General features: G+C 66.7%; 16 protein-coding genes. 13 read left to right on the forward strand and 3 right to left on the reverse strand.

Annotation, left to right across the window (positions count from 1 at the left end; translation table 11 throughout):
- Positions 1-58: 58 nt before the first annotated feature.
- Genes eno through truD form a run of 5 tightly spaced genes read left to right on the forward strand, consistent with a single transcriptional unit; the run spans position 59 to position 3,964 of the window.
- Positions 59-1,351, forward strand: coding sequence for a phosphopyruvate hydratase (gene eno, locus ACMZPQ_RS06385; protein ID WP_197582941.1), 1,293 nt, complete (start codon positions 59-61; stop codon positions 1,349-1,351).
- 4 nt (positions 1,352-1,355) lie between these two features.
- The gene (gene ftsB / locus ACMZPQ_RS06390; RefSeq protein WP_197582942.1) at positions 1,356-1,709 is read left to right on the forward strand and encodes a cell division protein FtsB; all 354 of its coding nucleotides are present in this window, start codon (positions 1,356-1,358) and stop codon (positions 1,707-1,709) included.
- Positions 1,706-2,404: a 2-C-methyl-D-erythritol 4-phosphate cytidylyltransferase gene (gene ispD, locus ACMZPQ_RS06395; protein WP_053449344.1), complete on the forward strand. Its 699-nt coding sequence runs from the start codon at positions 1,706-1,708 to the stop codon at positions 2,402-2,404. Before ftsB ends, ispD begins: the two co-directional genes overlap by 4 nt.
- 34 nt (positions 2,405-2,438) lie before the next feature.
- Complete coding sequence (ispF, locus tag ACMZPQ_RS06400) at positions 2,439-2,936, forward strand: 2-C-methyl-D-erythritol 2,4-cyclodiphosphate synthase (protein ID WP_005409005.1); 498 nt, start codon at positions 2,439-2,441, stop codon at positions 2,934-2,936.
- Positions 2,933-3,964 carry a tRNA pseudouridine(13) synthase TruD gene (gene truD / locus ACMZPQ_RS06405; RefSeq protein WP_197582943.1) on the forward strand — a complete coding sequence of 344 codons (1,032 nt, stop codon included), beginning with the start codon at positions 2,933-2,935 and terminating at the stop codon, positions 3,962-3,964. The genes ispF and truD overlap by 4 nt, the downstream gene beginning before the upstream one ends.
- 253 nt (positions 3,965-4,217) lie before the next feature.
- Here truD and ACMZPQ_RS06410 read toward each other — a convergent pair whose 3' ends face one another.
- Positions 4,218-4,757 carry a Smr/MutS family protein gene (locus tag ACMZPQ_RS06410; RefSeq protein WP_008267381.1) on the reverse strand — a complete coding sequence of 180 codons (540 nt, stop codon included), beginning with the start codon at positions 4,755-4,757 and terminating at the stop codon, positions 4,218-4,220.
- A gap of 209 nt (positions 4,758-4,966) precedes the next feature.
- Between ACMZPQ_RS06410 and surE the strand changes: the two genes are divergently transcribed.
- The 5 genes from surE to ACMZPQ_RS06435 all read left to right on the forward strand — a co-directional run bounded on the left by surE (position 4,967) and on the right by ACMZPQ_RS06435 (position 8,813).
- Positions 4,967-5,746: a 5'/3'-nucleotidase SurE gene (gene surE / locus ACMZPQ_RS06415; RefSeq protein WP_197582944.1), complete on the forward strand. Its 780-nt coding sequence runs from the start codon at positions 4,967-4,969 to the stop codon at positions 5,744-5,746.
- Complete coding sequence (locus ACMZPQ_RS06420; RefSeq protein WP_197582945.1) at positions 5,743-6,420, forward strand: protein-L-isoaspartate(D-aspartate) O-methyltransferase; 678 nt, start codon at positions 5,743-5,745, stop codon at positions 6,418-6,420. The genes surE and ACMZPQ_RS06420 overlap by 4 nt, the downstream gene beginning before the upstream one ends.
- A gap of 18 nt (positions 6,421-6,438) precedes the next feature.
- Entirely contained in the window at positions 6,439-7,053 is a 615-nt protein-coding gene (locus ACMZPQ_RS06425; protein ID WP_004152860.1) for a YqaA family protein, read from the forward strand.
- Positions 7,050-7,832, forward strand: a complete 783-nt coding sequence (locus ACMZPQ_RS06430; RefSeq protein ID WP_197582946.1) for a peptidoglycan DD-metalloendopeptidase family protein — start codon at positions 7,050-7,052, stop codon at positions 7,830-7,832. Before ACMZPQ_RS06425 ends, ACMZPQ_RS06430 begins: the two co-directional genes overlap by 4 nt.
- Before the next feature lie 492 nt (positions 7,833-8,324).
- Entirely contained in the window at positions 8,325-8,813 is a 489-nt protein-coding gene (locus ACMZPQ_RS06435) for a YqhG/Tai3 family protein (RefSeq protein WP_197582947.1), read from the forward strand.
- A gap of 26 nt (positions 8,814-8,839) precedes the next feature.
- Here ACMZPQ_RS06435 and ACMZPQ_RS06440 read toward each other — a convergent pair whose 3' ends face one another.
- Positions 8,840-9,214 carry an MTH938/NDUFAF3 family protein gene (locus tag ACMZPQ_RS06440; RefSeq protein ID WP_197582948.1) on the reverse strand — a complete coding sequence of 125 codons (375 nt, stop codon included), beginning with the start codon at positions 9,212-9,214 and terminating at the stop codon, positions 8,840-8,842.
- A 13-nt stretch (positions 9,215-9,227) separates the two neighbouring features.
- Positions 9,228-9,533: a ribosome assembly RNA-binding protein YhbY gene (gene yhbY / locus ACMZPQ_RS06445; protein WP_197582949.1), complete on the reverse strand. Its 306-nt coding sequence runs from the start codon at positions 9,531-9,533 to the stop codon at positions 9,228-9,230.
- Positions 9,534-9,598: 65 nt separating this feature from the next.
- On the opposite strand from yhbY, the gene rlmE reads away from it, so the two are divergent.
- The 3 genes from rlmE (at position 9,599) to ACMZPQ_RS06460 (ending at position 12,523) form a co-directional block, all read left to right on the forward strand.
- A complete protein-coding gene (gene rlmE / locus ACMZPQ_RS06450; protein ID WP_197582950.1) occupies positions 9,599-10,231 on the forward strand; it encodes a 23S rRNA (uridine(2552)-2'-O)-methyltransferase RlmE in 633 nt (210 codons plus the stop codon).
- Between the two features lie 69 nt (positions 10,232-10,300).
- Positions 10,301-12,235 (forward strand): ATP-dependent zinc metalloprotease FtsH, encoded by a 1,935-nt coding sequence (gene ftsH / locus ACMZPQ_RS06455; protein WP_049456576.1) that lies wholly within the window; start codon positions 10,301-10,303, stop codon positions 12,233-12,235.
- A 102-nt stretch (positions 12,236-12,337) separates the two neighbouring features.
- Positions 12,338-12,523, forward strand: a complete 186-nt coding sequence (locus ACMZPQ_RS06460; protein WP_008265807.1) for a hypothetical protein — start codon at positions 12,338-12,340, stop codon at positions 12,521-12,523.
- Positions 12,524-12,908: the final 385 nt, after the last annotated feature.

Here is a 12,908-nt window from a genome sequence, read left to right on the forward strand (position 1 = left end):
GATAATCACGCGGCATTCGTTTTGTCGCCCCCTCTCCATACAGGTAACCGGCCCGACCATGAGTACGATCCGCAGCATCCACGCCCGTGAAATCCTCGACAGCCGTGGCAACCCCACGCTGGAAGCCGAAGTCATCCTGGAGGACGGTTCGTTCGGTCGTGCCGCGGTTCCCTCCGGCGCCTCGACCGGCACCAAGGAAGCGGTCGAGCTGCGTGACGGCGACAAGACCCGTTACCTGGGCAAGGGCGTGCGCAAGGCGGTCGACAACGTCAACGGCGCCATTGCCAACGCGCTGAAGGGTTTTGAAGCCACCGACCAGGCCGGCCTCGACCGTCGCCTGATCGACCTCGACGGCACCGAGAACAAGGGCCGCCTGGGTGCGAACGCGCTGCTGGGTGTTTCGATGGCTGCCGCGCACGCCGCCGCCGCGTCGAACAAGCAGGCGCTATGGCAGTACCTGGCCGCCAAGACCGGCGTGACCCCGTCGCTGCCGGTGCCGATGATGAACATCATCAACGGCGGTGCGCATGCCGACAACAATGTCGACTTCCAGGAATTCATGGTGCTGCCGGTGGGCTTCACCTCGTTCTCCGAAGCGCTGCGTGCCGGTACCGAGATCTTCCATTCGCTGAAGTCTGTGCTGAAGGGCCACGGCCTGAGCACGGCGGTCGGCGATGAAGGTGGCTTCGCGCCGGACTTCCGCAGCAACGTCGAAGCGCTCGACACCATCCTCGAAGCCATCGGCAAGGCCGGCTACACCGCCGGTGAAGATGTGCTGCTGGGCCTGGACGTGGCCTCCAGCGAATTCTTCGAGAACGGCAAGTACAACCTGGTCGGCGAGAACAAGCGCCTGACCTCCGAGCAGTTCGTCGACTTCCTGGCCGACTGGGCCGCGCAGTACCCGATCATCACCATTGAAGACGGCCTGGCCGAGAACGACTGGGCCGGCTGGAAGCTGCTGACCGACCGCATCGGCAAGAAGGTGCAGCTGGTCGGTGACGATCTGTTCGTGACCAACCCGAAGATCTTCCAGGAAGGCATCGACTCGGGCACCGCCAACGCGATCCTGATCAAGGTCAACCAGATCGGCACCCTCAGCGAAACCCTGGAAGCGATCGCCATGGCCGACCGTGCCGGCTATGCCGCCGTGGTCTCGCACCGTTCGGGCGAAACCGAAGACACCACCATCGCCGACATCGCGGTGGCCACTACTGCCACCCAGATCAAGACCGGCTCGCTGTGCCGCAGCGATCGCGTGGCCAAGTACAACCAGCTGCTGCGCATCGAGGAAGCCCTCGGCGCCGGCGCGCGTTACGCCGGTCGTGACGCGTTCGTTTCGCTGAAGCGCTGAGCCGATGCGCGACTGGCGCTGGATGCTGCTGGTGCTGGCCCTGCTGCTGGGCTGGCTGCAGTACCGCTTCTGGTTCGGTCCGGGCAATTCGGGTGAAGTGATGATGCTCGAAGCCCAGGTCGCCAACCAGGAGCGGGACAATGAGGGCCTGCAGCAGCGCAACGATGCGCTTGCCGCCGAAGTGAAGGACCTCAAGGAAGGCCAGTCCGCCATCGAGGAACGCGCGCGCAGCGAGCTGGGCATGATCAAGCCCGGCGAGAAGTTCTACCGCGTGGTCGAAGATGCGCCGGTTGCCCCGGCGCAATCTGCGGCAGGCACCACTGCCCAGGCCGCCGACCATCCGGCGGACGTGCCGTGAGCGCGGCGATCTGGGTGGTGGTTCCAGCCGCCGGCCGTGGCACCCGCTTTGGCGCGCCGCTGCCCAAGCAATACCTGCAGGCGGGTGGGCAGATCCTGCTCGCCCACACCCTGGACGCCCTGCTGGCGCATCCGGCCGTGGCCGGGGCGATGGTGGTGGTCGGGCAGGATGACGCCGACTGGCCGGGCTGGACCGAGTGGGCGGGCAAGCCGGTGCTGACCTGCATCGGCGGCGCGACCCGTGCCGCGTCGGTGCTGGCCGGGTTGCAGGCGCTGCCGGAGTCGGTGCGCGCCGATGAGTTCGTGCTGGTCCACGATGCCGCGCGTCCGAACCTGTCGCTGGCCGATCTCGGTCGCCTGCTTGAGGTCGGCCGTGCCGATCCGGTCGGCGCGATCCTGGCCGCGCCGGTGCGCGACACGCTCAAGCGCGCGGGCGATGATGGTGGCATCGATGGCACCGAACCGCGCGAACGCCTGTGGCGCGCGCTGACCCCGCAGTTGTTCCGCCGTCACCAGCTCAGCCGTGCCTTGTCCGAGGCTGCGGCCGCCGGTGTCGAGGTCACCGACGAGGCCATGGCCATGGAGCGCCAGGGCCAGCGCCCGCTGCTGGTGGAAGGCAGCGAGGACAACTTCAAGGTCACCACCCCGGCCGATCTGGACCGGTTCGAATTCGTACTTTCCCGCCGCGCCGGCTGATTGCCCGCGCGGCCCTGCAACAAGGGTTGTATCCATGAGCACCGCACCGTTCCCGCCCGTCCGCATCGGCCAGGGCTACGACGTCCATGCCTTCGGTGAAGGCGATCACATCATGCTCGGCGGCGTGAACGTACCGCACAGCTGCGGCGTGCTCGCCCACAGCGATGGTGACGTGATCCTGCATGCCCTGTGCGATGCCATGCTCGGTGCGCTGGCGCTGGGCGATATCGGCCAGCACTTCCCGCCGAGTGACGATCGCTGGAAAGGCGCTGACAGCAGCGACTTCGTGCGCCACTGCGACAGCCTGCTGCGCGAGCGTGGCTGGCGCGTCGGCAACACCGACATCACCGTGATCTGCGAGCGACCCAAGGTCGGACCGCATGCGCTGGCGATGCGCGAGCGCATCGGCGGGCTGCTGCAACTGCCGCTGGACGCGGTCAGCGTCAAGGCCACCACCTCGGAAAAGCTCGGCTTCACCGGCCGCGGTGAAGGCATCGCCGCACAGGCGGTGGTGCTGCTGGTGGCGGCATGATTCCGCTGCCGTTGGCGTTCGGCGCGCCACTGCTCACTGCACGCATCCGCAGCACCCCTGAAGATTTCCAGGTTGACGAATTGCCGGCCTTCGAGGCCACCGGCGAAGGCGAGCACCTGCTGCTGCACATCCGCAAGCGCGGTGCCAATACCGTGCACGTGGCCAAGCTGCTGGCGGCGTGGGCCGGTTTGCCGGAAATGGCGGTCAGCTATGCCGGCATGAAGGATCGCCACGCGGTCACCACCCAGCGCTTCAGCGTGCATCTGCCCAAGCGCATCGCGCCGGATCTCGCCGCGCTGGCCAGTGACGAGATCGAAGTGCTTGACGCCACCTGGCACAACCGCAAGCTGCAGCGCGGTGCACTGGCCGGCAATCGCTTCAAGCTGGTGCTGCGCGACGTGAAGGGGGATCGCGCAGCGATCAGCGAACGCCTGCAGCAGATTGCCGAGCGAGGCCTGCCGAACTGGTTCGGTGAGCAGCGCTTCGGTCGCGACGGCGGCAACGTGCCTGCAGCCTTGGCGATGTTCGGTGGCCGTCGCATGCGCAAGGACCAGCGATCGCTGCTGTTGTCGGCTGCCCGTTCCGCACTGTTCAACCGCGTGCTGGCCGCGCGCGTGGAGCAGGGCAGCTGGGACCAGCCGCTGGACGGCGAAGTGTGGATGCTGGACGGCAGCCGCAGCGTGTTCGGCCCCGAGCCCTATACCGATGTGCTGGCCGAACGCCTGGCGCGCTTCGACATCCATCCCAGCGCACCGCTGTGGGGCGAGGGCGAGCTGCGCAGTGCCGATGCTGCGCGCGTGCTGGAGCTGGCCGCGCTGGATGACGAGGAATCGAAGGCGCTGCGGGCCGGCCTGGAAGACGCGCGCCTAAAGCAGGAGCGCCGCGCGCTGCGCCTGCGGCCGGCGTTGCTGCAGCATGCGTGGCTGGCCGATGACGTGCTGGAGCTGTCGTTCGCGCTGCCGCCGGGCTGCTACGCCACTGCGGTGCTGCACGAACTCGGCCCGGTCGACGACGCCTCGCAGGCCTGAGCAGAAAAGGCGGCGGAGGCGAAGAGCATCCACGCATGGCGTGGATCTACTTTCCTCCGCTCGCCACAGTAGATCCACGCCATGCGTGGATGGGCCGAGTAGATCCATGCCATGCGTGGATGGGCCGTCAGTAGATCCACGCCATGCGTGGATGGGCCGAGTAGATCCACGCCATGCGTGGATGGGCCGAGTAGATCCACGCCATGCGTGGATGGGCCTTCAGTAGATCCACGCCATGCGTGGATGGTTTACCTCAACGCCGTGCCAGCAACACCAGCACCGCGCCGGTACCGCCTTGCCCGGCCGGTGCCGAATGGAACGCCAGTACGTCGTTGCGCAGGCGCAGATGGCGATCGACCAGGTTCTTCAGCACCGGCGCGCCGCCATCGGACTGCAGGCCCTTGCCGTGGATGATACGGACGCAGCCATATTCGTGCGCATGCGCCTCCAGCAGGAACTGACGCAGCAGCGACTCGGCCTGCGCGGCGGTGGCGCCATGCAGGTCCAGTTCGTCCTGCACCGAATACTGGCCACGCTTCAGCCGCTGGAACAAGCGCGGTGGCAGGTTGTCGCGCCGATAGCTGGCTACGTCGCCGGCTTCCAGCGGCGAGCTGTCGCGCAGCAGCCGGGCGAATTCGCCAGCCGCTTCGGCCTCGTCACGTTCGGCCATGCGTGCGCGCGGCTTTGGCCGAGGCGCGGCCGGGGCCGGCTCGGCATCCTTGCGCAGCGGCGTCACTTCGCCGATGGCCGCACGGAACAAGGCGGCCGGATCTTCGTCTTCAGGGTGCGACATGCGCACAGGGTAAACCGCCAGCGCAGGTCTGCCTATGACGGTTCGATGTCGGCCGTGACCGCCGACAGGGTAGGACCTGCGGCTCGCATGCGGCACAATAGACGATGCCCTTGCAGGGTCGACGGCTTCCGCAGGGGAGTACGGCGGTCCCGCCCACACTGCACGGTGACGGAATCGAATTCTTGGAAAATCAAGCGGTTAAATCGAAGATGCGAATCCTGGTCAGTAACGACGACGGCGTCGACGCCGCAGGCATCCGGATGCTGGCCTCGGTCCTGCGCGAGGCAGGCCACGAAGTCACGGTGGTCGCACCCGACCGCGACCGCTCCGGCGCGAGCAATTCGCTCACCCTGGACCTGCCGATCCGCCTCAAGCGCATCGACCATTACACCGTTTCGGTGGCCGGCACGCCTACCGACTGCGTGCATCTTGCGCTGACCGGCCTGCTGGAATTCGAGCCCGATATTGTCGTGTCCGGCATCAACAATGTCGCCAACCTCGGTGATGACGTGATCTATTCCGGCACCGTCTCGGCGGCGATGGAAGGTCGCTTCCTCGGGCTGCCGGCGGTGGCGGTCTCGCTGGTCAGCCGCAACCATGATCCGAAGCATTTCGAGACCGCCGCGCGTGCCGCGGTCGAGATCGTCGCCCGGCTCAAGGCCGATCCGCTGCCGGCCGACACCATCCTCAACGTCAACGTGCCGGACCTGCCGTGGCACGAGGTCAAGGGCTTTGAAGTCACCCGGCTCGGCAACCGCCATCGCGCCGAAGGCTGCATCGCGCAGAAGGACCCGCGCGGCAACGAGGTGTACTGGATCGGCCCGGCCGGCCGTGAGCAGGACTCCGGCCCCGGCACCGATTTCCACGCGGTACGCACCGGCCATATCTCGATCACCCCGATCCAGGTTGACCTGACCCGCTACCAGGCCCTGGAGAAGGTGGCCAGCTGGGTCGGCGGCCTCAGCGCTGCACTGGACCGGCCGGCATGAGCCCACGCCTGCGCCTGCAGCCGGAAGCCGTCGGCATCGGCATGACCTCGCAGCGCGTGCGTGACCGCCTGGTTGACCGCCTGCGCGAGGCCGGGATCGTCGACGAGTCGACCTTGAATGCGATCCGGGTGGTGCCGCGCCATCTGTTCATCGACGAAGCGCTGGCGTCACGCGCCTACGAAGACACCGCCCTGCCGATCGGCCACGGCCAGACCATTTCGCAGCCGTGGGTCGTGGCGCGGATGACCGAGGCAGTGCTGCAGGTATCGCCGAAGAAGGTGCTGGAAGTGGGTACCGGCTCCGGCTACCAGGCTGCCGTGCTCGGCGCGCTCGGCCTGGAGATCTACACGGTCGAGCGCATTGGCGACCTGTTGCGGCAGGCGCGCAAGCGCTTCCGCGCGCTGGGCATGAACATCCGCACCAAGCATGATGATGGCCGCGCCGGTTGGGCCGAGCATGGCCCGTTCGATGCCATCGTGGTCACCGCCGCGGCGCCGGCGCTGGTCGATGAACTGATCGGGCAGCTGGCCGAAGGTGGCCGCCTGGTGGCGCCGGTGGGCGGGCCCAGCGGGCAGTCGCTGGTACAACTGGACCGCAAGGCCGACGGCAGCATCGAACAACGCGTGTTGGCGCCGGTCACGTTCGTGCCGCTGCTGTCTGGCATGCTCGATTAATCCACGGAGCAGGGTTGCATGAAGATTTTCGGGCCGCTGTACGAGCGGGCGATGAAGTGGGCGGCGCATGAACGCGCGCCGACCTACCTGACGGTACTGAGCTTCTTTGAAGCGATCATCTTCCCGGTGATGCCGGAGGTGATGCTGGCGCCGATGTGCGTGGCCCAGCCCAAGCGCGGCTGGTGGTTCGCCACGCTCAGCCTGGCCGGGTCGATGGTCGGTGCCGTGGTCGGCTACGCGCTGGGTCACTTCGCCTTCGAGGCAATCAAGCCGCTGTTCGAGGCGCTGGGCATGCTGCCGGCGATCGAGCAGGGCATCACCACCGTGCAGGCCAAGATGGCCGAGTCGCCGTGGGCGGTGTTTACCTTCCTGGTGCTGGGCGGCTTCATGCCCATTCCGATGAAGGTCTTCACGTGGGCATCGGGTATCGTCGGTGTACCGATGCCGCAATACCTGTTGAGCATGCTGATCGGTCGTGGCAAACGCGTATTCGTGCTGGCCGCGGTCATCCGTATCGGTGGTGCGCGTGCCGAAGCGGCCCTGCGTCGCTGGATTGAACCGCTGGGCTGGATCGCCACCGCGTTGGTGGTGGTGCTGATTGCCTGGCTTGTATGGAGGTCGAAGTTCGCATGAGTCCTGATCGTCTGAGCAAGGGAGTGCGCATCGGCGCGCTGGCGTTGCTGGTTTCCACCCTGGCCGCCTGCGGCACCGCCACCGTGGTCCGCCCGGGCGGCAGCGGCAGTGCCGGCACGGGCGTGACCACGCCGAAGACCTCGGTGCCCAAGCCCGGGCAGACCGTGGTCGTGCGCAAGGGCGACACCATCTATGCGCTGGCCCGCATCCACGACATCACCCCGGCCGACCTGATTGCCTGGAACAACCTGGACAATCCCTCGACCATCCATCCGGGGCAGGTGATCCGCCTGTATCCGGCGGGGGCAGGTGGTGGTCGTGCGCCGACCACGGTGGTGACGCCGCCGCGTTCCGGTGGCAGCAGCGGTGGCAGTGCCGCGCCGGCGCCGGTGGGACCGGTCAAGAGCAACATCGCCTGGCGCTGGCCGGCCGATGGCGCAATCGTCGGCCGCTATGTGGCCGGTGACGCGACCAAGCAGGGCGTGGACATCGCCGGCACCAGCGGCCAGGCAGTGAAGGCCACGGCCAATGGCGTGGTGGTGTATTCCGGTGCCGGCCTGGTCGGTTACGGTGAGCTGATCATCATCAAGCACAGTGACCAGTGGCTGTCGGCTTACGGCCACAACCGCAAGCGCCTGGTGAATGAAGGCCAGAGCGTGAAGGCGGGCGAGCAGATCGCCGAGATGGGCCGTACTGGCGCGAACCGCGACATGGTCCACTTCGAGATTCGCTACAACGGCAAGCCGGTGGACCCGCAGCAGTACCTGCCGGCGCGCTGATAGGTGGATTCGTCCTATGGGCGGATCCCCGGCCCGGCGCAGCGCGCCGGGCGTTCGCCGACGGCGCGGCCCATGTGCCGCAAACGCCGTCGGCTTACCCGCTACAACGGCAAGCCGGTGGACCCGCAGCAGTATCTGCCGGCACGCTGATAGGTGGATTCGTCCTATGGGCGGATCCCCGGCCCGGCGCAGCGCGCCGGGCGTTCGCCGACGGCGCGGCCCATGTGCCGCAAACGCCGTCGGCTTACCCGCTACAACGGCAAGCCGGTGGACCCGCAGTAATACCTGCCGGCGCGCTGAGGCGCAGGCGGAGTGGGCGGAGCGCCGGGCCGTGCCCGGCGTTTCTGGCCTTTAGCGTCAGCCACGCGTCACTCGCTGGGCGCCGTCGGCGGCTGTGGGCGGTCATTTGGGACCTTGAACGTCGCATTTCAAGCTTCCCGGCAAGCGAGGGAAGCGGCATGCTTCAGCGCACCCAGCCCAATCTGGTGCCGCATGCCTCGCCCAGCATTCCTTCTCGTGCTGCTCATCGTCGCGCCACTGGCGACTGCCGCCAGCGATCCGCGTGACGTGGTCACCCGTCTCTACGACGCCATCCAGGCGCCGGCTTCAAGCGAAACGGCCATTCCACCGCTGCTGGGCGATGCGTTGCGCGCCGCCATCGATGACCAGCGCGCTTACGAACGGGCCTGCAGTGCGTTGGCCGCGCACGATGAGAAGCCGCACATGCTCGACCAGAGTCCGTACCTGATGGCACCGGATCGACCGGAAACGATATCCGTAGGGATGCCCGGTTCGAGCGGTGACGCCACCTGGATCCGCGTCGACATGGCCGTGGGCGACTATCGCTGGACCGACCGGGTGCTGCTACAGCGGCAGCACCAGGACTGGAAGGTCATGGATATCCGCTGGGGGCAGGGGGGTAACCTGATTGGCCGGCTCAAGGCGTTCTCGGCATTCCGCTGCACACCTTCCGGCAGCTAGCGCCGGGGGCACCCGGCGACCCGAACTCAGCCTTCGAGGATGAAGGCGGCCGCGACCTTGCGGCCTTCGGCGGCCAGGATGTTGAAGGTGCGCGCGGCGGCCGGATTGTTCATCACTTCCAGGCCGATGCCGCGCGACAGACAGGCGGCCATGACCACGGCGGGCGGGAACACCTGGCGGTCACCGGTGCCGAGCACGATCAGTGCCGGGTTCAGCGCCAGGATCGGCTCCAGGTCGGCCGGCTGCAGCTCGGCGGCCTGCTTCACCGGCCAGTGCTCGACCAGCTGGTCCGGCGCCAGGAAGAAGCTGCTGCCCAGCACCTGGTCGTTGACCCGTGCCGAGCGGCCGTCGGCGGCGCGCAGGCTGTAGGCGTAATCAGGCGGTTCGTGGTTCAGCTGCATGGCGGTAGGGCGATCAGCCGCGCGGCAGCACGATCTGGCGCTGTTCCTTGCTCGGGCGGTACAGCACGGCGACGTGGCCGATGCGCTGCACCAGTGCGCTTTCGGTGGCTTCGACGATCTCGCCGATCATCACGTCACGGGCCTCGCGATCCTCGGCAGCGACCTTCACCTTGACCAGTTCGTGGCGCTCCAGCACTTCGTTCAGCTCAGCGATGAAGGCCGGGGTCACGCCCTTGCCGCCGGTCTGCAGCAGGGCCTTCAGGTCGTGGGCTTGGCCGCGCAGGAAACGGGTCTGGGAAGCGGTCAGGGCGATGGACATGCAGGAAAACACGGTTGAATGGGGCGATCAGGGTATCATGAGGACCCCATCCGCCCCTATTTTCAATGGCTACCCGCAGCAAAAGCAGCCAGCGCTGGCTCAAGGAACACTTCTCCGACCCCTTCGTGAAGAAGGCCCAGGCCGAAGGCATGCGCTCGCGCGCCGCCTACAAGCTCGAAGAGCTGCTTGAACGTGACCGGTTGCTGAAGCCGCACATGGTGGTGGTCGACCTCGGCGCGGCCCCGGGCGGCTGGTCTCAGCAGGTGCGGAGACAAATCGGCTATACCGGTCGCGTGCTGGCCCTGGACATCCTGGACATGCCGCCGCTGGCCGGCGTCGAGTTCCTTCACGGTGACTTCAGGGAAGAAGCCGTCCTATCGCAGTTTGAAGCCATGCTCGGGGATCAGCCGGTAGACCTTGTGCTGTCGGACATGGCCCCCAATAAGAGTGGTGTGGGCGCGGTCGACCAGCCGCGGATGATGCACCTGGCAGAGCTGGCGCTGGATTTTGCCGACAACCACCTCAAGACCGGTGGGGCGTTCCTGATCAAGCTGTTCCAGGGTGAGGGCTTTGACGACTACGTGCGCGACATGCGCCGCCGGTACGACAAGGTCTCCATCCGCAAGCCGGAAGCGTCGCGCAAGCGCTCTCCCGAGGTGTATGCCTTGGGTCAGGGAAAACGCGCCCACATGAAGTAAGCTCGCAACGTACGCAAGTTCGACCCCAACGTAACGCCAGCACTAAGAGGAACACCGGAGCCAATGAGGATGAACGACTTGACCAAGAACCTCCTGCTATGGGTGGTCGTCGCCGTCGTGCTGATGGTGGTCTTCCAGAGCTTTTCGCCCAAGACCTCCGGGGCTGGGGCGCAGGGAGCGTCGTATTCGCAGTTCCTGGACCAGGTGGACAGCGGCAACGTGCAGAAGGTCGCCTTCGGCGGCGACATGCGCGGCGGCACCAGCCAGCTGACCTACACCACCCGTGGTGGGCAGTCGTCCACCATCACTGCACCGTTCGATCGTGACCTGATCAACGTGCTGCGTACCAAGAACGTGGAAATCGTGCAGGAGGAGCCGTCCAGCGGCATTTCCCTCGGCGCGATCCTGATGAATTTCCTGCCGGTCATCCTGATCATCGGCTTCTGGCTGTTCATCATGCGCCAGATGCAGGGCGGTGGCGGCGGTGCCAAGGGCGCGATGTCCTTCGGCAAGTCGCGGGCCAAGCTGCAGGGCGAAGACCAGATCAAGGTCACCTTCGCCGACGTCGCTGGCTGTGACGAGGCCAAGGAGGAAGTGGGCGAACTGGTCGACTTCCTGCGTGATCCTTCCAAGTTCACCAAGCTGGGCGGCAAGATTCCGCGCGGCGTGCTGATGGTGGGCCCGCCGGGTACCGGCAAGACGCTGCTGGCCAAGGCCATCGCTGGCGAAGCCAAGGTGCCGTTCTTCTCGATCTCCGGTTCGGACTTCGTGGAAATGTTCGTCGGCGTCGGCGCCAGCCGTGTGCGTGACATGTTCGAGCAGGCCAAGAAGCACGCGCCGTGCATCATCTTCATCGATGAAATCGACGCCGTCGGTCGCCATCGTGGTGCTGGCCTGGGCGGCGGTCACGACGAGCGCGAGCAGACCCTGAACCAGTTGCTGGTCGAGATGGATGGCTTCGAGGGTGGCGAAGGCGTGATCGTGATCGCCGCGACCAACCGTCCGGACGTGCTGGACCCGGCGCTGCTGCGTCCAGGCCGCTTCGACCGCCAGGTCGTGGTGGGCCTGCCGGACGTGAAGGGCCGCGAGCACATCCTGAAGGTGCACATGCGCAAGCTGCCGTTGGCCGACGACGTCGAGCCGATGGTGATCGCGCGTGGTACCCCGGGCTTCTCCGGTGCCGACCTGGCCAACCTCTGCAACGAGGCGGCGCTGTTCGCCGCGCGTGGCAACGAGAAGGAAGTCCGCATGGACCACTTCGACCGTGCCCGCGACAAGATCCTGATGGGTGCCGAGCGCCGCTCGATGGCCATGAGCGAGGAGGAGAAGACCCTCACCGCCTACCACGAAGCCGGCCACGCCATTGTCGGCCGCCTGGTGCCCGAGCACGATCCGGTCTACAAGGTCACCATCATTCCGCGCGGCCGTGCGCTGGGTGTGACCATGTACCTGCCGGAAGGCGACAAGTACTCGATGAACCGCGTGGCGATCAAGTCGCAGCTGTGCTCGCTGTACGGTGGCCGTGTCGCTGAGGAGCTGATCTTCGGTGCCGACAAGGTCACCACCGGCGCGTCCAACGATATCGAGCGCGCCACCAAGATGGCCCGCAACATGGTCACCAAGTGGGGCCTGTCCGACCAGCTCGGCCCGATCGCTTATGGCGAAGAGGACGACGAGGTGTTCCTGGGCCGTTCGGTCACCCAGCACAAGAGCGTGTCCAACGACACCGCGCGCCGCATCGACGAGGAAGTGCGCAACATCCTCGACGAGGCCTACGCACGCACCACCGAGCTGATGACGGCCAACATCGACAAGCTGCACGCGATGTCCCAGCTGCTGCTGCAGTACGAGACCATCGACGCGCCGCAGATCGACGCCATCATGGAAGGCCGCGATCCGCCGCCGCCGGCCGGCTGGAACAAGTCGAACAAGGATGGTGGCAACGACAAGGGCGGCGACGCCCGTCCGCTGCCGCCGATCGCAGGCCCGGCCGAATCGCACTGACGGCCCGCCGCACGTGACACCAGACGAGGCCGGGGCAACCCGGCTTCGTCGTTTCCGGGCCACCGGCCCCTTTCGAAGCACCGAACTGACGCTGGAGCCTGCATGTCCGCCCCGAAGCCCGAACCGATATCCCACACCGTTGAAATGGTCATCGCCACCGTGGTGGGCGTGGGCGTAGGCCTGGGTGCCGACAACCTGCTGCTGGGCTGCGTGGTGGGTATCGCGGTCGGCATCGTGCTGAGCATCGCCAAGACCCTGTACGTGGACCGCAAGCGCCGCCGCCGTTGAGGGGGCGGCAGGGCTGCGCCCTGCACCCGTGGTAGTGCCGGCCGCTGGCCGGCAACCTCAGCAACAGCAGCAGCATTCCGTGGGATGGCGGGGCGGTGTCGGAGTGCGGGGACGCCGTGAACCCCCAGACCGGCCCAGCCGCTGGCGGCTGTGCGTTCGGGCGCTTGCGAAGCAGTGCTTCGCAAGCAAAGCGCCCTCACCCCTGGGGGCTTGGCAGCCGCATCCATGCGGCTGGCACCCCGCACTCCGACACCGCCCCGCCTCTGACAGATCCTGGTCGCTGTTGGTAGGTGTCGACCTTGGTCGACACGGTAGATCCACGCCATGCGTGGATGAACCTCCATCCAAATCGAATATTTCGACAATTGATCAAAGAGCATCCACG

The organism is Stenotrophomonas maltophilia, from assembly GCF_047497515.2.
Classification (GTDB): Bacteria; Pseudomonadota; Gammaproteobacteria; order Xanthomonadales; family Xanthomonadaceae; genus Stenotrophomonas.

Bases quoted from the DNA above. Each gene is read 5' to 3' on its own strand.
- ftsH (WP_049456576.1), top strand. From the start codon at position 10,301: ATGAACGACTTGACCAAGAACCTCCTGCTATGGGTGGTCGTCGCCGTC.
- ACMZPQ_RS06430 (WP_197582946.1), top strand. From the start codon at position 7,050: ATGAGTCCTGATCGTCTGAGCAAGGGAGTGCGCATCGGCGCGCTGGCG.
- ACMZPQ_RS06440 (WP_197582948.1), bottom strand. From the start codon at position 9,214: ATGCAGCTGAACCACGAACCGCCTGATTACGCCTACAGCCTGCGCGCC.
- ispF (WP_005409005.1), top strand. From the start codon at position 2,439: ATGAGCACCGCACCGTTCCCGCCCGTCCGCATCGGCCAGGGCTACGAC.
- yhbY (WP_197582949.1), bottom strand. From the start codon at position 9,533: ATGTCCATCGCCCTGACCGCTTCCCAGACCCGTTTCCTGCGCGGCCAA.
- eno (WP_197582941.1), top strand. From the start codon at position 59: ATGAGTACGATCCGCAGCATCCACGCCCGTGAAATCCTCGACAGCCGT.
- ACMZPQ_RS06410 (WP_008267381.1), bottom strand. From the start codon at position 4,757: ATGTCGCACCCTGAAGACGAAGATCCGGCCGCCTTGTTCCGTGCGGCC.
- truD (WP_197582943.1), top strand. From the start codon at position 2,933: ATGATTCCGCTGCCGTTGGCGTTCGGCGCGCCACTGCTCACTGCACGC.
- ftsB (WP_197582942.1), top strand. From the start codon at position 1,356: ATGCGCGACTGGCGCTGGATGCTGCTGGTGCTGGCCCTGCTGCTGGGC.
- ACMZPQ_RS06460 (WP_008265807.1), top strand. From the start codon at position 12,338: ATGTCCGCCCCGAAGCCCGAACCGATATCCCACACCGTTGAAATGGTC.
- ACMZPQ_RS06425 (WP_004152860.1), top strand. From the start codon at position 6,439: ATGAAGATTTTCGGGCCGCTGTACGAGCGGGCGATGAAGTGGGCGGCG.
- ACMZPQ_RS06420 (WP_197582945.1), top strand. From the start codon at position 5,743: ATGAGCCCACGCCTGCGCCTGCAGCCGGAAGCCGTCGGCATCGGCATG.
- ACMZPQ_RS06435 (WP_197582947.1), top strand. From the start codon at position 8,325: ATGCCTCGCCCAGCATTCCTTCTCGTGCTGCTCATCGTCGCGCCACTG.
- rlmE (WP_197582950.1), top strand. From the start codon at position 9,599: ATGGCTACCCGCAGCAAAAGCAGCCAGCGCTGGCTCAAGGAACACTTC.
- surE (WP_197582944.1), top strand. From the start codon at position 4,967: ATGCGAATCCTGGTCAGTAACGACGACGGCGTCGACGCCGCAGGCATC.